The following is a 26,348-nucleotide window of genomic DNA, read 5'->3' as shown; positions in this document are numbered from 1 at the left end:
AACAATTATCCTTAACTGATTCTAGAGGCTTTCTTCGTTCTTTGCTGTGAGCTGATGCACCGGATGATGGGGTTTTCCGGCCAGATACTGGGTGCGGAAATGGGTAAAGTGGCGCGAGAGGCCCGCTGAGGCATTGAGATCCCCGGCTTTTTCCAACAATGCGGCGGCGACTTCTACGGTGCAATGCAATTCCGGACGTGAGGCTTCACGCAGGATATAGCCAGAGCTGGCACTCACATCGAGAGAGAAAACGGGAAGATTATCCAGATAAGGACTTTTGCGGAACATCTTACGCGCTTCGTTCCAGGTACCGTCGAGCATAATGAACAAAGGCGGTTTGCTGCCTGCCGGAACGTCGGTAAACACCTGACGTGGCGGTGCGGCGAAAGAGGCCGGAAAAACCACATAAGCCTGCCGCTGCGGATCGGCAATGGCTTCCAGCAGAGCCGGATCAGTTTGCGTGCGTGACCACAAAAACGCCTGCGTATCGGGCAGTACATCCGCGATTAAGCGACCCGTATTGCTCGGTTTCATCGGCTCCGTGTCAAACATCACCAGACAAAAACGGCTGGCAGCCTGATGAATTTCGCGCGTAGCACAGATGCAGTTGCGTTTGGGCAACAGACAGTGCTGACAGCGTATCGCCCGTGAACCGCGTGCAAGAAAAGGGCGGGTGGAGCGGGCTAAACGCTGCTCACGCAGGCGAAGGACGGCGTTGTCTGACATAGGCATTCCGGTTTTTGAAAAACGGTTATTCTAATCCCCCGATGCTGGCAGGCAAGGGACATCTGTTATAAACAGAAAAAGGCCCGCACAGTGACGGGCCTTCAAGGGCTTTATAACCGCTTATGCGTTACAATGATTCATTAAGCCAGTTATTGAACGGCGCTTTAGGCATCGCCCCGCTCAACATATCGACCATTTTGCCTTCATTAAACACCATAATGGTCGGAATACTGCGGATGCGGAATCGCGCGCTCAGTTCAGGTTCTGCCTCGGTATTCACTTTGATGAAGCGGATTTTACCGGCGCGCTCCTGCGCCACATCTTCAAAAATCGGCGCAAAATTAACACAAGGGCCACACCATGGTGCCCAGAAATCGACGACAACCGGCAGATCATCCTGCAGGTATTTGTCCAGCGTGGCGGCAGTCGCGTGTATGACATCGCCTTCAAAAAGTGCATGGCCGCATCGGCCACATTTTGCGCCGTCGTCGATACGATCCTCAGGCAGGCGGTTGGTGGCCTGACAAGATGAACAAACCGTATTCATAAAATAGCCTCTACATTGCTTAACGTGAGAATGGTATCAACCACAACCCCGGTTTTATCCTTAAAAGCGGTAAACAACACGGCTGATATGTTACTTGTATGTTGTAAGTATGAGGTTGCTACGTCATGTAAACAACGTGGTTTATTCAATGATTACGATAGTTTTTAGCTTTTGGTCCAAAGCCTGTGGCTTAGCTCACAGACATCAGGTAATCTTCGCGCCCTGCGCGTAGGTGGAGAGAAAAATGAACGATTCATTCAGTGGCAAGAACGGCAAAGTCAAAGTGATGTACGTCCGTAGTGACGACGACGGCGATAACCGCAATAACGATAAACGTCCTTCCAACAATAAAGGACGTCCGGGCGATAAACCTCGCCAGGGTTCCCGTCCAGACGATGCCCGCCGCAATGAGCGTCGCAGCAGCGATTCCCGTGGTGATTCCCGCGGCCCGGCACCGCGCCGTGGTGGGGACGATCGCCCGCGTCGTCCGGCCCGTGACGACGATGGCCCGTACTCTTCGCCGTGGAAAACGGTCTCACGTCCACCGGCAGATGATGCCGTACCGGATCACGGCGGTATCAGCGGTAAAAGTTTTATCGATCCTGAGCAGCTGCGTCGTCAGCGTCAGGAAGAGACCCGCGTGTATGGCGAAAACGCCTGTCAGGCCCTGTTTGCCAGCCGTCCGGACGCGATTGTGCGGGCGTGGTTTGTGCAATCCGTCACTCCGCGTTTTCGTGAAGCGCTGCGCTGGATGGCCGCTAACCGCAAAGCCTATCATGTGGTTGAAGATGACGAACTGGCGAAAGCCTCCGGCACCGAACACCACGGCGGCGTATGTTTCCTGATTAAAAAACGTCAGGGTCTGGATGCGGAAACTTATCTGCAAACTGCGCCGGCAAAAGACTGTGTACTGGCGCTGGAAAACGTCGGCAACCCGCACAACCTCGGCGGTATCATGCGTTCTTGTGCGCATTTTGGTATCAACGGGATGATGGTTCAGGATCCGGCTCAACTGGAATCCGGTGCGGCAGTGCGTACGGCAGAAGGCGGCGCGGAACACGTTAAAGCCATTAACGCGGATAACTTCCTTGATGTTCTGGAAACCTTCCGTAAAGCGGGATACACCATCGTCACCACCTCCAGCCATAAAGGTACGGCGTTGGGCAAAGCACAATTACCGGCCAAAATGGTGCTGGTATTGGGTGAAGAAAGTGATGGTTTGTCTGACAGTGCATGGCAGCAGGGCGACCTGAGTGTCTCTATCGGTGGTACGGGTAAAGTGGAAAGCCTCAACGTTTCCGTCGCATCCGGTATTTTACTGGCAGAATGGTGGCGCCAGAACCAGGCGTAATAACCTGGTTTTAGCCATAAAAAAACGGACGCTTAAGGCGTCCGTTTTATTTTCTGATACTCAAGGTTTATCTGAATCAGTGCGCGCCACCCGCGCCCCCGCCACTGGTGAACGGCGGACGGGCGAACCAGATTAAAATCAGCAACACCAGGAATGCGCCACCGGATAACCAGAAAATCTCATTGGCAGAGATGATTAATCCCTGATTCGTGATCTCCCGTGCTATCCATCCTGAAGCTTGCTGTTGGCTCATGCCGAGGCCTTCGAGCTGCTGGTAGGTCTGCGTCGCTGTCGGATTAAACGGTGTGATATTTTCCGTTAACTGCGCGTGATGCAGCGATTCACGGTTCGACCACAAGGTGGTGGTGATTGAAGTACCAATCGACCCCGCCAGCGTACGGATAAAGTTTGACAGACTCGATGCCGCCGCCATACGTTCCGGCGGTAATCCCGACAGAATAATGGTGGTCAGCGGCATAAAGAAGCAACCCACCGCGAAGCCCTGAATAAACTGCGGCCAGGCGGAAGCGCCAAAATCCATCCCCGGTTCGAACGTATAGGCGCGCCAGAAGAAGCAATAGGCATACATGATAAAGCTGAAAGTCACCAGCTTTCGCATGTCCAGACGGTGCGCAAAACGCCCGATGATCGGCGACATCAGTACTGGCAAAATACCGACCGGCGCGGACGCCAGACCGGCCCAGGTGGCGGTATATCCGTAGACCTCCTGCAATAGCTGCGGCAGCAATACAATGGCGCCGAAGTAGAGCATATAAGCCAGACTGATACACAACACACCGATGGTGAAGTTTCGTGATTTAAACAGGGACAAATCAACGATCGGATGGTCATCGGTCAGCTCCCAGACGACAAGGAAGCACAGCGCGACCACGGCCACGACCGCCAGCACGATAATTTCCGTCGAGTTAAACCAGTCGAGTTCTTTACCCCGGTCGAGCATCACCTGTAAAGCCCCGATACCCAGCACCAGCAGTACTAACCCCACACTGTCGATCGGACGGATCTGCGTGGCGGTCTCGCGCCCCTTCAGCGTTCTGAGCGTCAGGAACACCACGGCCAGACCGATCGGCACGTTGATGAAGAAGATCCAGCCCCAGTGGTAGTTGTCACTGATATACCCGCCGAGGATCGGCCCGCAAATCGGGGCGACAATCACCGTCATCGACCAGAGCGCGAGTGCGGTACTTCGCTTGGCTGGCGGATAGTTATTCAGTAACAGACTTTGTGAAAGCGGGATCAGCGGACCTGCTACCACGCCCTGTACCACACGGAAGAAAATCAGCATTTCCAGGCTGTTGGACATCCCGCACAACCAGGAGGCGAGGGCAAACAGCACGGTGGACCACAGGAACAGTTTGACCTCACCGATGCGTTTTGCCAGCCAGCCGGTGATCGGGATCGAGATGGCATTTGCCACCCCGAACGAGGTGATAACCCAGGTACCCTGTGAGTTCGAGGCACCCAGATTCCCGGCAATGGTCGGGATCGCCACGTTGGCGATGGTAGAGTCCAGCACCTGCATAAAGGTGGCCATAGACAAAGCCACCGTCATCCAGGCCAGCGGGGCGCCTACCAGCGGTTTATTTGCCACAGAGGCCTCCGGATGTTTTAGCCTGCATTAGCATGAATAACGTCAGCAATGATGGCATTAACCGGTGTCAGATCCAGCGTCAGCGCTGAAGTCTGGTACAGCGGTTCACTACGCACTTTATTGGCCAGCACCAGGCCATCACGGTTCTGAGTATCAACCGTCACCAGCGTGGATAACCCGATACGCAGCGGGTGTTCAGCCACTTCCTGATCGTTGAGTTCGATACGTACCGGCAGACGCTGAACCACTTTGATCCAGTTGCCGGTGGCATTCTGCGCCGGTAACAGCGAGAACGCACCGCCGGTGCCCATGTCCATGCCGACCACTTTACCGTGATATTTCACGTCATCGCCGTACATATCGCTGACCACGGTGGCCACCTGACCAATACGCATGTTTGCCAGCTGGGTTTCTTTAAAGTTGGCATCGACCCAGATGTGATGCGCGGGCACCACAGCCATCAGGGACGTTGTCGGGCTGATCTGCTGGCCGATTTGAACAGCACGGCGCGAGACGAAACCGTCAACAGGGCTGCGCACTTTAGTACGTTGCAGGGCAAGCCATGCGTCACGGACCTGAGCGGCGGCCTGCAGAACTTGTGGCTGCTTATCGACCGGGGTATCCAGAATCATCGCCTGATTGGCGTTGTATTGCTGAACAGCGACATCGTATTGCGCTTTTGCGGTATCGACGGCATCACGTGCGTGTTGCAGTTCTTCACGGCCAATCGCATCGACATTTCCCAGCACAATACGGCGCTTAAGGTCTGTCTGCGCCTGTTGCAGTTGCGTCTGACGCAGCGCGATATTGGCCTGGTATTGCTTACCGTTGATGATCAGCTGATGCGTCTGCCGCACGCTGTTCGCCAGCGCCGTTTTAGCGCGTTCGAACGCCTGCTCAGCATCGGTAGGATCGATGGTCACCAGCACGTCACCTTTTTTTACAAAGTCGGTGCTGTCGAAATTGACATCGGTTACGCTGCCCGACACCTGCGCCATAATCTGCACCTGGTTACCGGCAACATAAGCATCGTCGGTAGACTGGAAATGACGTAATACCAGCAGCCAGTAAAACAGGTAGGCGATGGCAATAATAATGAAAATCCCGGTTAACAAGAGCATCGCGACTTTGCGCGTTTTCTTCTTATTTTTCGGAGCTTGCGGCGTTGCCTGAGTATCGGCATTTGCGCTCATGGTCTTCTCCACACTGAGTCTTTTATTATGATTTTGGATCCGCTGCCGGGGCCTGATAACCTCCCCCAAGCGCACGGACGAGACTGATTTTTGCCTGCATCAACTGACTGCTGGCGGTAAGTTGTGCCTGCTGTTGTTGCAGGAGTGCTGACTGGCTGGTTAACAGCTCATCCCGTCCGATGACGCCAGCGTTGTACCTTGCATCTGAAACGCGATACACCTCTTCCAGCGATTTAGCGGCAGAAGAAGCCTGCTGCAATTGTTCAACGCTGCTTTTCGAGACAGTAATGGCATCCGCAGTTTGCTGGATGGCGTTCAGGATGGTCTGGTTATACGACTCAACGGACTGGTCATATAACGCGGACTCTTCGCCCAGTTTGGAGCGCAACGCACCGGCGTGGAAAATCGGCAGCGAAATCGCCGGTGTGATATTCCAGGCTTTGCTGGCTGCTTCAAAAAGATTCGGGCTGGTGCCGCCGAAGTTGGTGGTCGTCAGACCCCCGAAGGCACTGATAGAAAGGCTTGGATAAAACTCTTTTTTCGCGGCACTGACGCTCTGGGAATAGGACTCCACCAGATCACGCTGTGCGGCGATGTCAGGGCGTTTGCCGAGTAAATCCAGGGTCAGTTCACCTTTGGGTGCCAGCGTGTCGGGTGATGGCAACGCAACGGCATGCAAACCGTCCATCGCGTCCGGACCACGTCCGGCCAGCGCAGAAAGCTGATGTCTCAGCTGTTCAGTTTGCGATTTCAGATTGATGATCTGCTGTTTGGCGCTGTCGGCCTGAGCCTGAGTTTGTTGCGGAATTTCAACGCCGTAGACGCCTGCCTGATATTGCGCTTTGCGCAAATCGGCAAGGTGCTGATTATTATCCACTTCGTGTTGCAGAATATCCTGCAAGGCAAGGTTTGCCTGCAACTGATAATAAGCTGACGCCACCGAACTGGTCAGCGTCAGGGCGGCTTCAGCCTGTTCTGCACGGGCAGAATCCACCTGTGCTTTCGCGGCATTCACCTGATTGCGGTATTTACCCCACCAGTCAAACTCATAGCTCAGATTCAGCCCGAGGCTGTTGCTGCTGTCGTAAATTGGCGCTTCGGGATAGCTGGTCAGAAACGGCGGGATCGTGTTTTTTGCGACACGTTCACGACGCGTTGAACCGTTCAAATCCAGATAAGGGCCATTGGCGGCATCGGCTTCGCCCATCACACTTTGCGCTTCGCGCACCCGTGCGGCTGCCTGACGTAATGATGGCGAGTTCTGCAACGTCGTGGTCATCAGATTATCGAGTTGCGGATCATTAAGACTGCGCCACCACTGGGGACCGATGGTCAGGGAACTGACTTTTGCCTGCTGCAGATGAAGCTGTTGCGTATCGAGCAGCGACGACTGAGGAGCAATATTATTACCGGAAGCGCAGCCGGCCAAAATAAAAACGGCAAACAGCGGCGTAAGCCTCCAGCGAGCTTGGAGTGACATGTGTAGTTTACCTGAACAGAAATCTAGAATTGTTGTAGTGCTGTCGCATCCATCTGATCAAGGCGAGTTAACAGTTTGCGCGTCAGGGTTTCTAACTGCTTCTGTTCATCTGCGTCTAATGTCGACCAGAGAAAATGCAGGCTCTTATGTTGAGGCGGCAGTAACTTTTGAATAAAGGCTTCACCGTCAGCTGTCAGGTGCAAATGCAGACACCGGCGGTCGTTATCGCTTTCACGGCGTTCGATCCATCCGCGCTTTTCCAGCTCATCCGCAATCCGGGTGGCGTTGGTGCGTGATGAACCCAGCGCAGAGCTAAGCTCCGAAGGCTGAATACTGTGACTTTCCTGTGCATCAAGGGTGAGCAACGCCATAAACAGCGTTTCATTAATGCCTTGCGCTTTCAGCATCTTATTACGGTTTTCAAGCAATTTACTTTGCATGTGCATACACAGGCGGGTCAGCAAAATTTCCTGATAGGGGAAATCTTTTTGCTTTTTAGCCCGGAAATTTAACATGTTTTCAATTGGCGTGAACGAACTGTCCATATGAGAAGCCTCATTAGTTACGAATGACATAGTAACGACGGTAATTAATAATATCAATGTTATGAATCACCTATTCTTTAACAATTAGTGTTATTCATAACTCCGGTGAATTATTCGATATTGACTGTAACAGGCGGACTTCGCCCGTTGATTATCCCCCTGATAAAAATGGTCTTCAGCCTGCCATCAGCATCAGCTTGAACACCAGACCGTACGCCACGGCGCCGGTCAGGGTGGCAATAACAATGCTTTTGGTACGCCAGAAAATCAGTGCCAGCAGAGCAAAACCGGCCAGTGACGGCAGCAGCTTTTGCTGATCGCGCAGAATTTCTGGGGTGCCTGAAACCACCAGCAGCGCACAAATTGATGCGATACCAATGCTGTCGAGTACGCGGGATAACGGGCCACTTTTCAGTGCTGACTTCTGCCGCGAATCCAGGCGCAGAGGCAGATACCGGAACAGGTAATTGACGGTGCCGACGAGCAGACAAACCAAAATGACATCAGTGCTCATCTGAGGTGATCTCCGTGGCAGAAGGGGGAACGGGGCGTTGCAGCAAGGCGGCGAGGCACCCCGCACCCAGGCCGCAGGCGATGGCGGCGGGAATCGACCAGAACAGCAACCCGCCCAGCGCACCGGTCAGTGAGGCGACAAACACTCCACTCTGCTGGCGCTTAAAGGCCGCGAGCAGGAAACTCAGGAACAGCGCCGGTAACATAAATCCGAGTGCGGCTTCGATGGCGGGGAAATCTTCCAGCGGACCATTACCAAACAGCGCACCCACTGCGGTGCCAAAAACCCATGAAAGCCATGATGACAGCGCAATGCCGCACATCCAGTTTTCGCTCCAGCTACGTTTATTGCGGATCAGTTTGGCCGTTGCGGCAGCAAAGACTTCGTCCGTCAGGCCGAATGCCCAAAGCGCGGTTTTTTTGCCAGAGAGTTTTCCCACAATACGATTGCGCAGTGAAGGACCATACAGCACATGCCGCACATCCATCGCCATCACTGTCAGGGCGGAAACCCATAACGACATGCCTGCACTGAGCAACGCGGTGATCACAAACTGGCTGGCGCCAGCGTAGATAAGAATGGAAAACAGCAGACTTTCAGAAGGGGTGAAACCCAGTTTGACGGCGCTGAGACCGAATGCAAAAGCGATGGGCAGATAACCCATCACGATAGGGAGGCTATCGGTAATACCTTGTGCGAAAGTGGAAACACGAACGGGGTCGGGTGCTTCGAGATCTGGATTGGTTTGCATGGGTGTTTAAAACATTGTGAAACCGGATGGTTGCCGGCAAATAATTCATGGCGTAAACATTACCAGACTGTAAGTATTGATGACACCCTTTGGTTCAAATAAATTTCTTTAATGACTATTCGCAAGCTAATCAGGAGGAGTGATGGTTCCCTCCTGATGTAGTTTCGTACGTTATCAGGCCAGGGTGTATTGATGTCCTTTCCACCAGACCAGTAAATTCAGCACACACATGACAGTACCCGCTGCTGAGACCCCGTACCAACCCGCCGCCTGATAAGCCGAAGCAGACACCAGTGACCCCACCGCACCCCCGATAAAGTATGTCGTCATGTAACCCGCTGTCAGGCGGTTACGCGCTTCCGGCATCGTTTTATAGATAACGCTTTGATTGGTGATGTGGACGCCCTGAACCGAAAGGTCCAAAACGATGATACCGATAATCAGTGAGATCACCGAATATTGCCCATATGCAATCGCTGCCCAGGATAGCAACAGCAGGATCAGACCCGCCGTGGTGGTCAGATGGGCTTTGCCTTTATCCGCCAGATTCCCTGCGCGGGTGGCTGCCAGCGCACCCGCCGCACCCACCAGACCAAACAGGCCGATAACCCCTTCGGAATAGTGATACGCCGGGCCCGCGAGCAGGAATGCCATCGAGGTCCAGAGAATGCTGAAGTTGGCGAAACAGAACATGCCTATCAGCGCACGGGTGCGTAAAACTGGCGTACGGATGAAGAGTGTGAAAATAGATTTCAGTAACTGCGGGTAATTGAGATCGGTTTTCTGCTGGTGCTTTGGCAATTTACGCCACAACACCAGCGCCATCACGACCATCAACGCACTGGCGACCCAGTACACCGTCCGCCAGCCTCCCAGTGATGCCAGCGCACCCGCGACGGTACGTGCCAGCAGGATCCCCAGTAACAGGCCAGACATAATCAGTCCGACGACTTTACCGCGACGCTCCGGTTCTGCCAGCGTGGCAGCCAGCGGCACCAGAATTTGTGCCACTACCGAGAACAATCCGGTGAGCGCCGTCCCGATCAGCATGATGGTCAGCGTGGGCGCCATCGCAGTAATCAGAAGACCTGCAGCAGAAAGTAACGTCATCAGCACAATCAGACTGCGGCGTTCAAACATATCGCCGAGCGGCACGATAAACATCAGGCCACAGGCGTAACCGAGCTGCGCCACCGTGACGATAAATCCGGCCTGATTCACCGACAGGCTGAACGCCCGGGCGATGGTTTCCAGCAGCGGTTGTGGATAATAGTTACTGGCGACGGCAAGCCCGGTGGCCACTGCCATCAGAATAATCAGCGCCGGGCTGAGTGGAGAATGTGCTGTAGTTTTTTTCATAATATGAATAAACGTATCTTATTGAAGGAGCAGAGGAAAGCGAAAGGTAATTATCGTTTTGGTTGAAATATTAAACCAATGAATAGTTTTCATGGCAACTATTTGGTTTTGTAATGGACATTTTCTTCACAAAAAACGGGCGGAGATTTCTCCCCGCCCGCTGGCCTGACTGAATCTGATGTAGCGTTATTTCGCTGCAGCAGCCGCTTCTTTTACCCAGCCGTCGAACTGCTCCTGGTGGGCTTTGATCCAGCCGTCGGTTTGTGCGTCGATATCGGCTTCTGAATTTTTACCGGCATGCATGGCAGCATTCTGCGCATTGATGTCTTTCAGCGGCAGTTTCATGATGGCAAACAGTTTCGCCGCCGCCGGGTTTTTCTCAGCCCAGGCTTTGTTCGCCACGATGTGCATGGTGCTCACCGGGAAACCATAGTTCTTACCGTTTGGCAGTGTGGTATCGGCATTTTTATCACCCGGTACGACAGAGAACGGTACCTGCATCCACAACACGTCTTTGCCAGGAACCAGCACATTGCTGACCCAGTATGGCGTCCAGGTGTAATAGAAGATCGGTTTACCTTCTTTGTAACGCGTGATGGTGTCGGCGATCATTGCAGAATAGTTACCCTGATTGTGGGTCACGGTATCTTCCAGGCCGTAGGCTTTCAGCTGTTCATTCAGTGCCGCTTCACAACCCCAACCCGGTGTACAACCGGTCAGATCGGCTTTACCGTCGCCGTTGGTATCAAACAACTTAGCCAGTTTCGGGTCTTTCAACTGCTCAATATTGGTGATGTGATATTTCTCAGCAGTTTTCTTATCGATTAACCAGCCCTGCGCCGCGCCGGTCACGTAAGTCCCTTCGCGGTAAAATACCTTATCGCCCCCGGCGGCTTTGTACATTTCATCGTGCAGCGGTGACCAGTTGACGGCGGTGAATGTCGCATCTCCGGCCGCAATGGTGGTGTAGCCGACGTTATAATCGACTTCGCGGATTGGCTGTACATCGTAGCCCAGTTTTTCCAGCGCTTTATTCACCAGCTCAGTCTGAAATGTCTCTTCGCTGATGGTGCTCTGAATTGGCGTCACGGTGACACCTTTACCCGGCAGTTCGGCAGCGAATGGGGTTGCTGTTGCAAATGTGGTGAGGGCGGCAACGGCCCAGAGTCCTGTCTTTTTCATCATTACCTCAGTTTTTATCATGTGTTATTTTGCTGCGGCGGCAGCTTCTTTGATCCAGCCATTGAAGGTCGCCTGATGCGCTTTGATCCAGCCATCAACGTGCTGCCGGATATCATCTGAAGACGATTCCCCTTCATGCATCCGCAGGTTCTGTGCATTAACGTCGGCCAGCGGCAATTTCATGATGGCGAACAGTTTCGCTGCTGCCGGGTTTTTCTCAGCCCAGGCTTTGTTCGCCACGATGTGTTCGTTGTTGACCGGGAAGCCGTAGTTCTTACCGTTCGGCAGCGTGGTATCGAGATCTTTCTGCGAACCCGGATTTGCCGAGAACGGCACGGTCAGCCAGACCACGTCTTTGCCCGGTTTCATCTCGTTGCTGACCCAGTAAGGCGTCCAGGTGAAGTACAGAACCGGCTTACCGGATTTAAACCGGGTAAGGGTGTCGGCAATAATGGCCGAATAATTGCCCTCGTTTTGCGTCACGGTATTGCTCAGTCCGTAAGCTTTGATTTGGGTATTGATTACCTGGCCGCAGACCCAGCCCGGATTACAGCCCGCCATATCAGCTTTGCCGTCACCGTCTTCGTCAAACAGTCTGGCGATTTTCGGGTCTTTCAACTGCGACAAATCGTGGATGTGGTACTTGTCGGCGGTTTTTTTGTCGATCAGATAGCCTTGTGCTGCGCCGCTGATATAAGTGCCCTGACGGTAGAACTTCTGGTCGCCACCGGCTGCGTTATACATGTCTTTTTGCAGCGGCTCCCAGTTCACCGCCATGTAGGTGGAATCGCCGCTGGCGATGGCGGTATACGCGACGTTGTAATCCACTTCGCCGGTTTGCTGAACGTCGTAGCCCAGTTTTTCCAGCGCGCGGTTAACCAGTTCGGTCTGGAAAGTTTCTTCTGCAATGGTGCTTTGCAACGGTTTGACGACCACGCCTTTACCCGGTAAATCGGCAGCGAACGTTGTTGAGGATGTGACGAGTGTGCTCAGGGCTAGTGCCCAAATAGGCGTTGTGCGCATGGTGAACCCTTATTTCTTTTCCTCTTTATCATTCAGGTTGCCTCTGCGTTGGCTGTCCGAATGTTTTTGAGGATTGTTTATGAATACCTAAGAGTGGACTGGGTTGTTTTAGCTGTTGAGTGTTCCCGGCAGCGGACCGCCGGGAAAAATGCAGGGTGTGAATCAGGCTTTCCTGGTGAAAGGCTTCATCACCAGACCGACAGGGCCACGGGTGAACCAGCGGTGACCGCCTTTGCTGCGGCTGTCGCGACCCATCGACTGGGTAAGACGGTCGAGAATAATGGCGAGAATAACGATACCCGCGCCACCCACTGATGCCAGACCCATATCCAGACGTCCGATACCACGCAGTACCATCTGGCCAAGCCCGCCTACGGCGATCATGGAGGCGATAACCACCATCGACAGCGCCAGCATCAGCGTCTGGTTAATCCCGGCCATAATGGTCGGCATAGCCAGCGGTAGCTGAACTTTAAACAGCATCTGTCGCGGGCTTGAACCAAAGGATTTGGCTGCTTCAATCAGATCTTCCGGAACCTGATTAATACCCAGAATGGTCAGACGCACCACCGGTGGCAGGGCGAAGATGATTGTCACCACGACGCCTGGCACGTTCCCGATACCAAACAGCATAACGATCGGCACCAGATACACGAACGCCGGTGTGGTCTGCATGGCATCAAGCAACGGCCGTATAATTTTGGCCGCCTTCTGACTGCGTGCCAGCCAGATACCGAGGGGTAGCCCTATCAAAATACAGAAAAACAGAGACGTCAGAACCAGCGCCAGTGTCACCATGGCCTGTGACCAGGCACCGATTGCGCCAATAAGCACCAGCGAAACCAGCGTGGCGGCACCCATGCCGAAACCGGCCATTTGCCAGGCAAGCAAGGCGAAGACCAGGATCGCAATCGGCGCGGGGAGGGATTCCAGACCGTGCTGGAAACCACTCAGGACGAAATCGACCGGAACACGGATCCCCTGGAATACCGGACGGAAGTTGCCCACCAGCCAGTCGATCCCTTCCGTGACCCAGCGGTCGAGCGGGATCAGCGTGCTGTGAAACGGATCGAGAACATTAAAATGCTGATGATGTTCCGGCGCGATGCTGAGCCAGTCGTTGGTCTGGGCCGCGGCGTGATGTGTGGCGTCCGGTGTGCTGGTCGCGGCATCGCTGCCGCCGCCCCACGGATCACTGCTGCCCGCATCGGCCGGTGCGGCAGAGGTTGCGGCGTCAGCGTGCGGTGCGACACCGCCACTGGCGTTATCAGCACTCCACGGATCCACGGAAGGATCAAGAGCCTGTGCCTGAGCGGCCTGAGCGTGTTGTGTAATGGTGTTATTTAGGATTGAAGTGCTCATTCGTTACCCCCTTCTTTGTCCAGAGCCTGAAGTAGCATGGCTTTGGAAATAATGCCGATATAGTTATTGTCCTCATTGATAACCGGCACGGCGCAAGGCGCAGCGGCAACGTGAGAGATCAGTTCACTGAGCGGCATATCCGCCTGTACGGCTGCCGGCGATTCCAGCAGGGCACTTTCCAGCGACTGATTGGCTTTCAACGCAGTTTTCAGGGATTCAATCGACACCACGCCGATAAATTTCTGACCACGTTCAAGCACATAACCATATTCGCGGTCTTCATCTTCGAGCAACTTGAGCGCGGCACGCGGGCCAAAACCGGGGGTTTTACGAATAAGCGCGCCACGACGACGGGCAATGTCTTTGGCGCTGAAGACCTGACTGATATCGACACCACGGAAGAACGTGCGAACGTAGTCATTGGCCGGATTATTAAGAATGTCTTCCGGCGTGCCGACCTGCACCACTTCGCCGCCCTGCATAATAGCGATACGGTCACCGATACGCATGGCTTCGTCCAGATCATGAGAAATGAACACGATGGTGCGCTGATGCTGAGCCTGAAGCTTCACCAGCTCATCCTGCATTTCAGTACGAATTAACGGATCGAGTGCGGAGAAAGCTTCATCCATCAGCAAAATGTCAGGGTTGTTGGCCATCGCCCGGGCTAAACCGACACGCTGACGCATCCCGCCTGACAATTCATCCGGATAAGAATTGGCATAGTTTTCCAGCCCGACCTGACGCAATGCGTCAATCGCTTTGGCGTTGCGCTCTTCCACCGGCACGCCGGCCAGTTCCATACCAAACGCAGTGTTATTCAACACGGTCAGGTGTGGCATCAGCGCAAAGGACTGAAACACCATACTGATTTTACTGCGACGTACCTGGCGTAATTTTGCTTCTGAGATTTTGGCGATATCTTCGCCGTCGATCAGGACTTCGCCGCGGGTGGGCTCTATCAGACGATTGAGAAGGCGTACCATGGTGGATTTACCTGAACCGGATAACCCCATGATGACGAAAATCTCGCCTTCTTCAATGGCCAGACTGGCATTCTTAACGCCAAGTGAAAGACCGGTTTTCTCAAAAATTTCTTCTTTACCCTTACCTGCGTCAATCATCTTGAAAGCGCGATCCGGATTTTCACCAAATACCTTATAAAGATTCTTTACTTCGATTTTAATTGCCATGCAATGTGCATTCCTTGGATATAAATAGCCGTATCGGCTCGATGTCTAGTTTTTGTGTTGGACCGTATAGGATTTTGCCTGTAACGAAATAGTGAACGCGTTATACCCTAACACATCGAAATTCTGAGACAAGTCTCAATGTTTCCGGGGAATAATCATGATTGATTTCCAGGTTATGTATTTGTTGGTATTTTGGGGGGCTAATTTCGCCCGGTGAGCGTTGACAATTAATGACAAATTTCCGGGTGAAAATATTTGAGGTTACCCCCCTAATTAAAGGACAGGGTAATCCGTTAAGAATATAGTTAATTTGTTGATTTTAATAAAGTTAATAACTTTTTTCTTTGTGGGGTTTTAGCGGGTTTGAATTTTGTAATTTAAATGAAATTAACGTGTGATGGCCGGTGCATATTGGCAGGTGTAAATAGAGATTTCAGATTTGCGTGAAAGCCGGAAATTTACCGGTTGTCTGAAACATGAATATGCACTGAAATAATAGCCTGAACAGGTGGGGTAAGCCGGAAATTGGCCGGTGAGAACACCGGCAGGGAGGGGGTAATTCGCTCAGGGAAACCGACACAATTGGACATCATGACGCAGATTTCCCGCCATCGGCTATTTTGCGATACAGGCGCCTCGGGTGACCGATATTTCCGTACTGCATCTCCACGGCGATAAAGCCAATTTCCACGCAATATTCCAGATAACGGCGGCCTGTCGTTTTGCTGATCCCGACTTCTTCTACCACCTGCTCGACTGACCAGCTGACATCAGGTTTGGTGGTGAACGCACGCTGAACCAGTTCCAGCGTATTCGGCTCAATGCCTTTGGCTGAAGGCGCTGAAGGTGTGTCGGTAGCGGGCAGATTAAACAGTTTATCCAGCGCCCGCTGATCAACAACTTTGACATTACGCAGGGTTTGCACCAGTTGCATGAAGCGTTCAAGTGAACTGCGCAGGCGATGAAATGACACCGGCTTGATAATGTAATCGAACGCGCCACTGCGCATTGCCTGGCTGCAGGTTTGCATGTCGCTGGCGGCGGTGATGAAAATGACCGAACATTCGACACTTTTCAGCAACGGGCTGTCGATCAGATCCACGCCCTGACCATCGGGCAAATAATTGTCCAGCAAGATCAACCGCGGCTGATGCAGCCGCAGCAGAGAACGCGCCTGTTCCAGTGTGGCCGCAATGCCCACCACGCGCAGATTAAAATTTTGCTCGATAAAATCACGATGCAGACCGGCCAGATGCGGCTCATCTTCCACAATCACGACATCAAGTGCGCTGCTGTTATTCATGGTTCTGTCCTGTTAACGCTTCAGCCGGGTACGGGATAAAGACTGAAAATATCGTACCTTGCGGCGTGTTGTCTGATATTTCGATGCTACCACCCGCCTGACGGACATAACCGGCAACCAGATACAGGCCGATGCCATGTTCTGCACCCGTGGCGTCCTGTCCGCTGGAAGGCTTACTGGTGACGCCTTGTTCAAACAGGTGCGGTTTGAGCGCATCTTCCACACCGTTGCCCTGATCGGCGACTTCAATCAGCAGTTCCTGGTTTCTGTCGGAAATATACAATTCAACCGGTGCAGGCGGCGACAGCGCTTTCAGCGTGGCGTCCACGGCGTTATCGAGCAAGTTACCGACTACGGACATCAGCTCGGTTTCGCTAATGCCTGCCGGAATGCGGGTGAGCTGACAAGCCGGGTCGAAGCTCAGCCCGACGCCTTTTTCACGCGCGCTGACGTATTTCCCCAGCAGCAGGCCGCACAGCGCGGGTGAGGTAAAGCGCGCTGAGACGAAATCCAGCACCGCCTGTGCGCCTTCCGATTGCGCCTGTATATAGTGCATGGCGTCATCGTAACGCTGCATTTGCAACAAACCTGCCAGCGTGGCGGTCCAGTTGAGCTGTTCATGGCGCATGATGCGCAGATTATCAGCATAGCGTTTCACCTGACTCAACTGGCTGCTCAGCGTATTAATGTCATTTTTATCGCGGAAACTGAATACCCAGCCACTCTCTGCACCGGGTTCCAGTTCGATTGGCACGCGGTTGACGATCACCTGGCGCTGATTAAGTACCGTAATCTGATCATGTTGACTGTTATTTCCACTGACGCCGCTTTGCGTGAAGAATGCGGGAGGCGTCTGAAGCACCTCCGCCAGGGGTTTACCCAGCAGTTCGTTTTCGGGCCGGCGGATATCGAGCAATTCACGCGCAGCCCGGTTAATGGAAATCAGCTGCTTTTCAGCGTTAACCGCAAATACGCCTTCATACATGGCTTCCAGTAAAGCTTTTTGCTGGCGAACCAGCAGGGCGATATCTTTGGGTTCCAGCCAGAACATCTGTCTTTTAACGTTGCGGGTAAACATCCAGGAAAAGATAAACAACAATAATAAAAGCAGCAAACCGTATAAACCGGCCTGCGCCAGACGGCGGCCATTAATATTATCGATATATGAGGTGAGATAACCGACCGAAACAATCCCGATCACCTGGTTATTCGCATCCAGAATCGGGGCTTTGCTGCGTAATGAAACGCCAATGCCGCCCTGACGCACAGAAATAATGGTTTTACCGGCCAGTACACCGGCGTTATCACCGCCGATCATCGGCAGGTCTACGCGATCCGGCGATTCGGAATGATAAAGATGCAGCTCGCGGGTGTCGCCGATGACGATATAACTGGCGTCACTTTTATCGCGTAATGGCTGGATAAGCTGCGCGATGCCGGAAATATCCCGCGCCTTAACTTTCTGCGCCAGCCCTGGCATCAGCGCAATCTCGCTGGCCTGAACCCGGGCACGCTGACCGAGATCATGATGCAACTGGCGGTCGATAATATGAAATAAAATCGCCCCCAGCAGTGCCAGCAACACGCAGGAAAATACCACCAGAGATAAAAAGAGTTTTACCTGAAAAGGTAATCTGAATTTCATACGACCTGCTGCAAGGCGAACTTAAAACATACATTGAATAAGCCTATCACGGCAAAATGTGAGCCGTAATCGCAGAGAAGCAGAGTTGTGAACAGGAGATTAAAATGGCGATGATTTCACACAGTAATGACAGGGTTAAAGGTGGGTTTTACTACTAATCTTATAATCCTTATAAAGCAAGGTGCATTAACACCATAAACACCATAACAACCTTTATCCCTGCGATTTTAATTTGAACAACCTCACATCCGGCTGACCGGTCGTTTTCATATGCTCAGACCATCAATAAGAAAAGACTTCCGAAGAAAGAGGCAATGTCATGAGCACAACCGACGATTCCTACATCGCTGTCAAAGAAACGAAAACCTCCGGCCTTTCAGCCAGACAAAAATGGTGGCACATTCTTGATAACTACAAAATAGGCATCATCCCGCTGCCATTTTTTCTGCTGGCGGGCGTACTGATCCTGCTTGACTGCCTGAACGGCAAGTTGCCGAGCGACATCGTGGTGATGGTCGCCACGCTGGCCTTCTTCGGCTTTGCCTGCGGTGAGTTCGGTAAACGCTTACCTGTGGTAGGGAAACTGGGGGCCGCGGCGATTTGTGCCACGTTTATTCCTTCGGCGATGGTGCATTATGGTCTGCTGCCGGATGTTGTTGTTGACTCCACGGTCAAATTTTATAAATCCACCAATATTCTCTACCTCTATATTTGCTGCATTATTGTCGGCAGCATCATGAGCATGAATCGTCAGGTGTTGATTCAGGGCTTTATGCGTATTTTTGTGCCGATGCTGTGCGGCGAAGTTGTCGGGATGATCGCCGGTATGGCGATGGGCACGGTTTTAGGTTTACCGCCGGTGCAAACCTTCTTTTTCCTGATCCTGCCAATCATGGCCGGTGGTGTAGGAGAAGGCGCAATCCCGCTGTCGATGGGTTACGCGACCATCCTGCATATGGAGCAAGGTGTGGCGCTTGGGCGCATTCTGCCGATTGTTATGCTTGGCGGTCTGACGGCCATTGTGCTGGCGGGTGTGCTGAATCAGCTGGGGAAACGTTATCCACATCTGACGGGTGAAGGCCAGCTGATGCCGTCGGGCAACGGCAAGATGGGCAGCGGTACTGAGGAATTTAACGGTAACCCGGGCGTCAATGCGCTGGCCTGTGGCGCACTGCTGGCGATCCTGTTGTACATGGTCGGAATGCTGGGCCAGAAATGGATTGGCCTGCCGGCGCCCGTGGGCATGCTGTTTGCGGCGGTGCTGGTGAAACTGGCTAACGGCGTTTCGCCGACTATTCAGCACGGTTCAATGACGGTGTATAAATTCTTCCGTACGGCGGTAACTTATCCGGTGTTATTCGCGGTAGGGGTGGCCATTACGCCTTGGCAGGAGCTGATCAACGCTTTCACTATTCAGAACCTGCTGGTGATTGTGACCACCGTAATGGCGCTGGTCGGCACCGGCTTTTATGTGGGTAAGAAAATCGGCATGCACCCTATCGATGTGGCGATCGTCTCCTGCTGTCAGAGCGGGCAGGGCGGCACCGGTGACGTGGCAATTCTGACATCCGGTAACCGCATGACGCTGATGCCCTTCGCGCAAATTGCTACCCGCATAGGCGGCGCAATTAACGTATCTGTCGGATTATTCGTGCTGGCGAAATTCTTCGCATAACATCTTCCCCCCTTCAGCCGAAGGGGGACACAGAGAACGCCCCTGCGTCTGTTTTTAGACACATTGCGGGGGTATTTTTCCGATGAAATAATCCTCCGCATGTCCCGTATTAACGCGCTTATTCAGCCTTAATGCTTCTTATTCCCTTTTAATTGAGTGCCGATGTCTTCTCCTTTCCTATACAAAAGGGATTTTCCTACCCGGGGAGGAATAAGCACTTCCAAAATGCTGATCGATATAAGAAGCTTTTATTAATCTTATGAATTTTCAGGATTAAGCTTTCGATTAACGAATGCTTTAGAATTCATTAATTAGAATTGTTCGATTAATTATGGATAATAATTTTTCATTTCTTATTTAATATAGCAATTCAAATTAGGATTTTTATGAATTCAGTCATTAATCGTCGTTTCAGCAAAGCGCTTGCTTTAGCCATTCTTGCAGGAAGCTTGCTTTCCGGGTGTGATTCACAAACTGGTGGGGAAAAGGAAGTGAAATTCGTAAACATTCAACAAGTGGTCGATGAATCTGGTCTTGCTACCCAACAAAAAACCCATCTCGAAGCGGTTTACAAGAGCCTTCAGGGCACGGCTAAACAAGCGGAAGAACTTTATAAAACCATGACACCGGAAAAAGCAGCCCAGGTTCGTCAGGCTGATGCTAAAGCTCTGGATGCCCAATGGCAGGTACAGCTGCAAGCGGCGCGTCAGGTTGTTGCAGATCAGGTTAAAAAGTCGGCTGAACAATACCGTGTTGCCCATAAGATCGATGTTATCTTCCCTGTCCAAACGACGGTAAGTTATTCGAAAGATCTGGATATCAGTAAAGAGTTAGCGGCTCAGTTGAAAAATGAAAAAGTGACTTTTGCCGAAATGCCTAAACTGATGCCGAAAGTGGCACCGCAGCCGACGGTTAAAACACCGGAAGCCAAAAAATAATCTCATTGTTATTCGTTAACCCGTATTCATTTAAAACCCCCCGGCATCTGAATTAACACTTTAATTTTAGTGTTAATTCAGAATGCTGATCTTTATAACACTACTTATCTGACGAAGCCTGCCAAAGATTCAGCTCACCATCCGCCACATGCTTATCGATCGTCGCCAGTTCTTGAGCGGTGAAGCGCAGATTGTTCAGCGCTTGCACATTTTCATCCAGTTGCTCCGGGCGGCTGGCACCAATCAGCACCGACGTTACCCGATCATCTTTCAGCAGCCAGCTCAGCGCCATTTGTGCCATGGTCTGTCCGCGCTGTTGCGCCATGTCATTGAGCAACCGCAGACTGTTCAGGTTCTCTTCTGACAGCATATTGGCATTCAGACCGCGTACTTTATTGCCTTCCACCTGCATGCGTGAACCGTCCGGAATACCCTGAAGATATTTACCGGTCAGCAGCCCCTGCGCCAGAGGGGTAAACGCGATACAGCCTGTGCCATTTTGCTCCAGCGTATTCAGTAACCCGCTCTTGTCTACCCAGCGGTTTAGCAGATTGTAGGACGGCTGATGGATAAGCAGCGGCACTTTCAGCTCGCGTAACAGTTCCGCCATTTTCTGCGTACGTTCCGGCGAATATGAAGAAATTCCGACGTACAGCGCCTTGCCGCTTTGCACCGCATAAGCCAGCGCCGCGGCAGTTTCTTCCATCGGTGTTGCTTCATCCACACGGTGCGAATAGAAGATATCAACGTAATCCAGCCCCATACGTTGCAGGCTCTGATCCAGACTGGCGAGCAGATATTTGCGCGAGCCGCCGGAACCGTACGGCCCCGGCCACATGTCGTAACCTGCTTTGGTGGAGATGATCAGTTCATCGCGATATGGCGCGAAATCCTGTTTCAGCAAGCGGCCAAAATTTTCTTCCGCCGAGCCCGGTGGCGGGCCGTAGTTATTCGCCAGATCAAAATGGGTAATGCCTAAATCGAAGGCTTTTTGCAGCAAGGCCCGCTGGGATTCCAGCGGGCTGACATGGCCAAAGCTGTGCCACAGGCCAAGAGAAAGAGCGGGGAGTTTTAAACCGCTCTGGCCGCAGCGACGGAATTGCATGGTTTCATAGCGGGAAGGGGAAGCCGTATAAGGCGTCATGATGTTTCCTTTTTCTGATCGCGTAGGGTTTTGAAACACTGTTTCTATACTAGCGCGGGGAAAAATAACGGCAACATCAGAAAGTGGGTTTTAGCGCCCTCCCCTGCGAAGGGGAGGGCCAATGGCCACTGAGTCGCTGACCCACACCCCATCCCCACCTTCCCCTCGTGAGAGGGGAAGGAGCACAAGCAAACCTTGCTCATCTCGAGGAGAATCAGAAATCCCAGTCCTCGTCTTCGGTGTTGACGGCTTTGCCGATCACATACGACGATCCGGAGCCTGAGAAGAAGTCATGGTTTTCGTCGGCGTTTGGCGATAAGGCGGAGAGGATCGCCGGATTGACGTCGGCCATGCTGGCAGGGAACAGGGCTTCGTAGCCGAGATTCATCAGCGCTTTGTTGGCGTTGTAGTGCAGAAATTTCTTCACGTCTTCGCTCCAGCCTACGCCGTCGTAAAGTTCTTCGGTGTAGCGGATCTCGTTGTCATACAAATCCTGAATCAGATCGAAAGTCTGCTCCTTAATCTGACGTTGCCGTTCTGCGCTTTCCAGCGCCAGGGCTTTCTGGAACTTATAACCGATATAGTAACCGTGAACCGCTTCATCACGAATGATAAGACGGATCAGATCGGCGGTATTGGTCAGCTTGGCGCGGCTTGACCAGTACATTGGCAGATAGAAACCGGAATAGAACAGAAAGGATTCAAGGAACACGCTGGCAACTTTCTTCATCAGCGGATCTTCACCGTCGTAATACGACAAAATGATTGCAGCCTTGTTTTGCAGCACGACGTTTTCCTCACTCCAGCGGTAGGCTTCATCCACGTCAACGGTGGCGCACAGCGTCGAAAAAATCGAACTGTAAGAACGCGCATGCACTGCTTCCATAAAGCAGATATTCGAGTAAACCGCTTCTTCGTGTGGCGTCACCGCATCCTTCATCAGCGTGGGTGCGCCAGCCACGTTCTGGACCGTATCCAGCAGCGTCAGGCCAGTAAATACGCGGATCGTCAGCTGTTTCTCTTGTGCGCTGAGCGTCGCCCAGGAGGGAATATCATTCGACAACGGCACCTTTTCCGGCAACCAGAAGTTCGACGTCAGGCGGTTCCATACTTCCAGATCTTTATCATCCTGGATTTTGTTCCAGTTGATGGCTTTGCTGACCGGTTGTGGCACTAACAATTGTTTTACTGCGCTCATTTTTAAATCCTTTCAATCGGTTACAGCGTGCAGGAAACACAGCCCTGAACTTCGGTGCCTTCCAGCGCCATCTGGCGCAGACGGATGTAATAAATGGTTTTGATGCCTTTACGCCAGGCATAAATCTGCGCTTTGTTGATGTCGCGTGTGGTGGCGGTATCGCGGAAGAAAAGTGTCAGCGACAGCCCCTGATCGACGTGCTGCGTGGCCTCGGCGTAGGTATCAATAATTTTTTCCGGACCGATTTCGTACGCATCCTGGTAATAATCCAGATTGTCATTGGTCATAAACGCCGCCGGATAATACACACGGCCAATTTTGCCCTCTTTGCGGATTTCCACGCGGGACACAATCGGGTGAATACTTGATGTCGAATTATTGATGTAAGAAATAGAACCGGTTGGCGGCACCGCCTGTAAATTCTGGTTATACAGGCCATGCTGCATGACGGAGGTTTTCAGCGCCGCCCAGTCAGCGGTCGTCGGAATGGCAATTCCGGCGTCTGCAAACAGTTCGCGCACGCGCGCTGTTTTCGGCTGCCATTTCTCAGCCTGCGCCTCATCGACATATTTGTCGAAATAGCTGCCGCTGGCGTAAGTGGAATCGCTGAAGCCTTTAAACGACTGCCGGCGTTCGATGGCGATCTGGTTTGATGCGCGGATTGCGTGGAACGCCACGGCGCAAAAATAGATGTTGGTGAAATCCAGACCTTCTGCCGAGCCGTAGTAAATACGCTCACGGCACAAATAACCGTGCAAATTCATCTGGCCGAGGCCGATGGCATGCGAATCCTGATTCCCCTGATCGATAGACGGTACTGAGCGGATGTGGCTCATGTCAGACACCGCCGTCAGCGCACGAACCGCCATTTCTACGGTATTGCCGAAATCCGGCGAATCCATCGCCGAGGCGATGTTCAGCGAACCGAGGTTACAGGAAATGTCTTTACCAATCTCCTGATACGACAGATCTTCACCGTAGATTGTCGGCGAATTCACCTGCAAAATTTCCGAACAGAGGTTGCTCATGTTGATGCGGCCTTTGATCGGATTGGCGCGGTTAACCGTGTCTTCAAACATCATGTACGGATAACCCGATTCGAACTGAATTTCTGCCAGCACCTGGAAGAATTCACGCGCATTGATTTTGCTTTTATGAATGCGCTTGTCATTCACCATCTCGCGGTACTTCTCGCTGATACTGATTTCTGACATCGGCACGCCATACACTTTCTCGACGTGATAGGGCGAAAACAGATACATATCTTCGTTATTCTTCGCCAGTTCGAAGGTGATATCAGGAATAACCACACCCAGCGACAGCGTTTTAATACGAATTTTTTCGTCAGCGTTTTCACGTTTGGTATCAAGGAAACGCAGAATATCCGGGTGGTGAGCGTTGAGATAGACCGCCCCCGCGCCCTGGCGCGCACCGAGCTGATTGGCATAAGAGAAAGCATCTTCCAGCATCTTCATGATCGGAATGACGCCGGAAGACTGGTTCTCGATGCGCTTAATTGGCGCGCCGACTTCGCGGATATTGGTCAGCATAAACGCCACGCCGCCACCGCGTTTGGAAAGTTGCAATGCCGAGTTGACCGAGCGTCCGATGGATTCCATGTTGTCTTCAATGCGCAACAGGAAGCAGGAAACCAGCTCGCCGCGCTGTTTTTTGCCGCAGTTGAGGAACGTCGGCGTGGCAGGCTGGAAGCGGCCGGAAATGATCTCATCGACAAAATGGCTGGCGAGCTGAATGTCGCCACGTGCCAGCGTCAGTGCCACCATGCACACGCGATCTTCATAACGTTCAAGGTAGCGTTTGCCGTCGAAAGTTTTCAGCGTGTAACTGGTGTAATACTTGAAGGCACCCAGAAAGGTTTGGAAGCGGAATTTTTTGGCATAAGCCTGTTTGAAAAGGCGTTTAATGTCGTCAAATTCATACTGGCCGAGCACGTCGGCTTCGTAATAGCCTTCTTCCACCAGATAACGTAGTTTCTCCGCCAGGTTATGGAAGAAAACCGTATTCTGATTGACGTGTTGCAGGAAGTATTGACGCGCGGCCAGGCGGTCTTTATCAAACTGGATCTGGCCGTTAGCGTCGAACAGATTCAGCATCGCGTTAAGCGCGTGATAGTCCGGGCTGCGGGTGCCGGGGTCGGTAATTGCTAGTTCTGTCGCTGCCAAAATTCTGTTACTCCCTGTCTGACCTTTGCAACGTCTTCCGGCGTTCCCAGTAACTCAAAACGGTACAGGTAAGGGACCTGACACTTCTGGGAAATAATATCGCCGGCAATGCAATACGCTGCGCCGAAGTTGGTGTTTCCGGCGGCGATCACGCCGCGGATGAGTGAACGATTATGTTCATCGTTCAGAAAACGGATCACTTGTGTCGGTACCGCGCCTTTGGCCGAACCGCCGCCGTAGCTTGGGACCACCAAAATATACGGCAAGTCCATCCGCAATTTTTCAGGCTGACGATCTATCGGGATGCGGATCGCCGGTAATCCCGTTCTGCCCACGAAGCGATGGGTGTTTTCTGAACTGCTGGAAAAATAGACCAACGGATTCATCCGCCGGGCCTCAGAACGCGTTCTGGAGCTGACGCAGGGCGGAAATTTTATCCGGACGGAAACCGGACCAGTGGTCGTCACCGGCCACAATCACCGGTACCTGCTGATAGCCCATGGCACGCACCTGGCCGAGCGCCTGCTCATCCTGAGTCAAATCCACTACCTGATAAGCGATGCCCTGTTTATCTAATGCACGGTAAGTCGCGTTGCACTGGACACAGTCTGGTTTACTGTAAATAATAATGCTCATGATTCGTATTTCCATTTAGTGAAAAATCAGAGACAATTTTTGCCTTCCCGCTGTGCGGCTGCTTCAGCCGGGGGAAAGGCGTGATAGTCGGTGCCATCGTGGCGTCCCGATGCTTTGAATACTAGATGTGGTGATTTAAATTTTCAACCACACAATATGTAGATTTTACAATTTTGCCTGTTGCAAAAATGGCAAAGCCCGCAGGGAGCGGGCTGGAGAGAGAAAACTTTTTTCAGTTCAAAAAAACAACAGAATAATTACTGACGCATACCGACGGCGAGGCGGTTAAAGGCATTCATCAGGCTGATGGCGAAGGTCAGTTCCGAGATTTCCACGTTGCTGAACTGCGCTTTCAGCGGTTCAAAGGCGCTATCTGGTGCGCCGGTGGCGGCAATCAGAGTGAGTGATTCTGCCCAGGCGAGTGCCGCGCGTTCACGTTCCGAATATGCATGGCTGACCTGCCAGCCCGCCAGCTGATCCAGTGTGGTTTGTTCGACATTCATTTTGCGCAACGCTTTGGAATGCATATCCAGGCAATACGCGCAGCCATTAATTTGTGACACACGCAGAAAAGCCAGCTCGATAATCACATTATCCAGCGGACCGTTTTCCAGTGCGCCGAGCGCCGCTTTCATTGATTCCATCACGGAAGAAGACAGGGAATAGTAAGGCAGGCGAAGTGCATTCATGATGATTTCCTCTGGGATTTCTGGACTAAACAGCGACGCAAAGCGCGTCTCAACAGGCGCTACTTTACGCGGTACATGGTCTATACTACAGGGCCATAA

Annotated in this window: 24 protein-coding genes; 3 read left to right on the top strand and 21 right to left on the bottom strand. The window is 52.4% G+C overall.

Features of this window, described 5'->3' with window-relative positions; all coding sequences use genetic code 11:
- Window positions 1–21 precede the first annotated feature (21 nt).
- Together J1781_RS03580 and trxC are read right to left on the bottom strand one after the other, a co-directional pair.
- Window positions 22–726, bottom strand: a complete 705-nt coding sequence (locus J1781_RS03580; RefSeq protein ID WP_129954868.1) for a tRNA-uridine aminocarboxypropyltransferase — start codon at window positions 724–726, stop codon at window positions 22–24.
- Between the two features lie 127 nt (window positions 727–853).
- Window positions 854–1,273: a thioredoxin TrxC gene (trxC, locus tag J1781_RS03575; protein WP_013574074.1), complete on the bottom strand. Its 420-nt coding sequence runs from the start codon at window positions 1,271–1,273 to the stop codon at window positions 854–856.
- A gap of 244 nt (window positions 1,274–1,517) precedes the next feature.
- Here trxC and J1781_RS03570 point away from each other — a divergent pair, with 244 nt between their 5' ends.
- A complete protein-coding gene (locus tag J1781_RS03570; RefSeq protein ID WP_129954869.1) occupies window positions 1,518–2,624 on the top strand; it encodes a tRNA/rRNA methyltransferase in 1,107 nt (368 codons plus the stop codon).
- Window positions 2,625–2,700: 76 nt separating this feature from the next.
- On the opposite strand, the gene emrB is transcribed toward J1781_RS03570, so the two are convergent.
- From emrB to J1781_RS03505, 13 genes are all read right to left on the bottom strand, one after another.
- Window positions 2,701–4,236 (bottom strand): multidrug efflux MFS transporter permease subunit EmrB, encoded by a 1,536-nt coding sequence (gene emrB / locus J1781_RS03565; RefSeq protein WP_129954870.1) that lies wholly within the window; start codon window positions 4,234–4,236, stop codon window positions 2,701–2,703.
- A 17-nt stretch (window positions 4,237–4,253) separates the two neighbouring features.
- A complete protein-coding gene (emrA, locus tag J1781_RS03560; protein WP_129954871.1) occupies window positions 4,254–5,429 on the bottom strand; it encodes a multidrug efflux MFS transporter periplasmic adaptor subunit EmrA in 1,176 nt (391 codons plus the stop codon).
- 25 nt (window positions 5,430–5,454) lie between these two features.
- Window positions 5,455–6,909, bottom strand: a complete 1,455-nt coding sequence (locus J1781_RS03555) for an efflux transporter outer membrane subunit (RefSeq protein ID WP_217137542.1) — start codon at window positions 6,907–6,909, stop codon at window positions 5,455–5,457.
- 23 nt (window positions 6,910–6,932) lie between these two features.
- Entirely contained in the window at window positions 6,933–7,454 is a 522-nt protein-coding gene (gene mprA / locus J1781_RS03550) for a transcriptional repressor MprA (RefSeq protein WP_101079342.1), read from the bottom strand.
- 175 nt (window positions 7,455–7,629) lie between these two features.
- Window positions 7,630–7,968 (bottom strand): L-valine transporter subunit YgaH, encoded by a 339-nt coding sequence (ygaH, locus tag J1781_RS03545; protein WP_217233211.1) that lies wholly within the window; start codon window positions 7,966–7,968, stop codon window positions 7,630–7,632.
- Window positions 7,958–8,719 (bottom strand): AzlC family ABC transporter permease, encoded by a 762-nt coding sequence (locus tag J1781_RS03540; RefSeq protein WP_129954874.1) that lies wholly within the window; start codon window positions 8,717–8,719, stop codon window positions 7,958–7,960. Before J1781_RS03540 ends, ygaH begins: the two co-directional genes overlap by 11 nt.
- Window positions 8,720–8,893: 174 nt before the next feature.
- Window positions 8,894–10,078 (bottom strand): MFS transporter, encoded by a 1,185-nt coding sequence (locus tag J1781_RS03535; RefSeq protein WP_129954875.1) that lies wholly within the window; start codon window positions 10,076–10,078, stop codon window positions 8,894–8,896.
- A 186-nt stretch (window positions 10,079–10,264) separates the two neighbouring features.
- Complete coding sequence (gene proX / locus J1781_RS03530) at window positions 10,265–11,260, bottom strand: glycine betaine/L-proline ABC transporter substrate-binding protein ProX (RefSeq protein ID WP_129955003.1); 996 nt, start codon at window positions 11,258–11,260, stop codon at window positions 10,265–10,267.
- 24 nt (window positions 11,261–11,284) lie between these two features.
- Window positions 11,285–12,283, bottom strand: coding sequence for a glycine betaine/L-proline ABC transporter substrate-binding protein ProX (proX, locus tag J1781_RS03525; RefSeq protein ID WP_217233210.1), 999 nt, complete (start codon window positions 12,281–12,283; stop codon window positions 11,285–11,287).
- A gap of 162 nt (window positions 12,284–12,445) precedes the next feature.
- Entirely contained in the window at window positions 12,446–13,645 is a 1,200-nt protein-coding gene (gene proW / locus J1781_RS03520; RefSeq protein WP_129954877.1) for a glycine betaine/L-proline ABC transporter permease ProW, read from the bottom strand.
- Complete coding sequence (gene proV, locus J1781_RS03515) at window positions 13,642–14,838, bottom strand: glycine betaine/L-proline ABC transporter ATP-binding protein ProV (RefSeq protein WP_129954878.1); 1,197 nt, start codon at window positions 14,836–14,838, stop codon at window positions 13,642–13,644. The genes proW and proV overlap by 4 nt, the downstream gene beginning before the upstream one ends.
- Window positions 14,839–15,427: 589 nt before the next feature.
- Entirely contained in the window at window positions 15,428–16,141 is a 714-nt protein-coding gene (locus J1781_RS03510; RefSeq protein WP_129954879.1) for a response regulator, read from the bottom strand.
- Entirely contained in the window at window positions 16,134–17,786 is a 1,653-nt protein-coding gene (locus tag J1781_RS03505; RefSeq protein ID WP_217137544.1) for an ATP-binding protein, read from the bottom strand. Before J1781_RS03505 ends, J1781_RS03510 begins: the two co-directional genes overlap by 8 nt.
- A 319-nt stretch (window positions 17,787–18,105) precedes the next feature.
- Here J1781_RS03505 and J1781_RS03500 point away from each other — a divergent pair, with 319 nt between their 5' ends.
- On the top strand, window positions 18,106–19,461 hold the full coding sequence (locus J1781_RS03500) for a 2-hydroxycarboxylate transporter family protein (RefSeq protein ID WP_129954881.1): 1,356 nt from the start codon (window positions 18,106–18,108) through the stop codon (window positions 19,459–19,461).
- A gap of 386 nt (window positions 19,462–19,847) precedes the next feature.
- A complete protein-coding gene (locus J1781_RS03495; protein WP_129954882.1) occupies window positions 19,848–20,399 on the top strand; it encodes an OmpH family outer membrane protein in 552 nt (183 codons plus the stop codon).
- A 100-nt stretch (window positions 20,400–20,499) separates the two neighbouring features.
- Here J1781_RS03495 and mgrA read toward each other — a convergent pair whose 3' ends face one another.
- The 6 genes from mgrA to J1781_RS03465 all read right to left on the bottom strand — a co-directional run bounded on the left by mgrA (window position 20,500) and on the right by J1781_RS03465 (window position 26,249).
- Window positions 20,500–21,543, bottom strand: a complete 1,044-nt coding sequence (gene mgrA, locus J1781_RS03490) for an L-glyceraldehyde 3-phosphate reductase (protein ID WP_217137545.1) — start codon at window positions 21,541–21,543, stop codon at window positions 20,500–20,502.
- 214 nt (window positions 21,544–21,757) lie between these two features.
- Window positions 21,758–22,741 carry a class 1b ribonucleoside-diphosphate reductase subunit beta gene (gene nrdF / locus J1781_RS03485; protein WP_217233209.1) on the bottom strand — a complete coding sequence of 328 codons (984 nt, stop codon included), beginning with the start codon at window positions 22,739–22,741 and terminating at the stop codon, window positions 21,758–21,760.
- Between the two features lie 20 nt (window positions 22,742–22,761).
- Window positions 22,762–24,924, bottom strand: a complete 2,163-nt coding sequence (gene nrdE, locus J1781_RS03480) for a class 1b ribonucleoside-diphosphate reductase subunit alpha (protein ID WP_129954885.1) — start codon at window positions 24,922–24,924, stop codon at window positions 22,762–22,764.
- Entirely contained in the window at window positions 24,906–25,310 is a 405-nt protein-coding gene (gene nrdI / locus J1781_RS03475) for a class Ib ribonucleoside-diphosphate reductase assembly flavoprotein NrdI (RefSeq protein ID WP_129954886.1), read from the bottom strand. Before nrdI ends, nrdE begins: the two co-directional genes overlap by 19 nt.
- A 10-nt stretch (window positions 25,311–25,320) precedes the next feature.
- The gene (gene nrdH, locus J1781_RS03470; RefSeq protein ID WP_095923387.1) at window positions 25,321–25,560 is read right to left on the bottom strand and encodes a glutaredoxin-like protein NrdH; all 240 of its coding nucleotides are present in this window, start codon (window positions 25,558–25,560) and stop codon (window positions 25,321–25,323) included.
- Window positions 25,561–25,817: 257 nt separating this feature from the next.
- Window positions 25,818–26,249, bottom strand: a complete 432-nt coding sequence (locus tag J1781_RS03465) for a carboxymuconolactone decarboxylase family protein (protein WP_217233208.1) — start codon at window positions 26,247–26,249, stop codon at window positions 25,818–25,820.
- Between the last annotated feature and the right edge of the window lie 99 nt (window positions 26,250–26,348).

This window comes from Rahnella perminowiae, assembly GCF_019049695.1.
GTDB classification, from domain to species: Bacteria; Pseudomonadota; Gammaproteobacteria; order Enterobacterales; family Enterobacteriaceae; genus Rahnella; species Rahnella perminowiae.
Note: the sequence above shows the minus strand (reverse complement) of the source record. Positions and strands in the feature narration are given on the sequence as shown.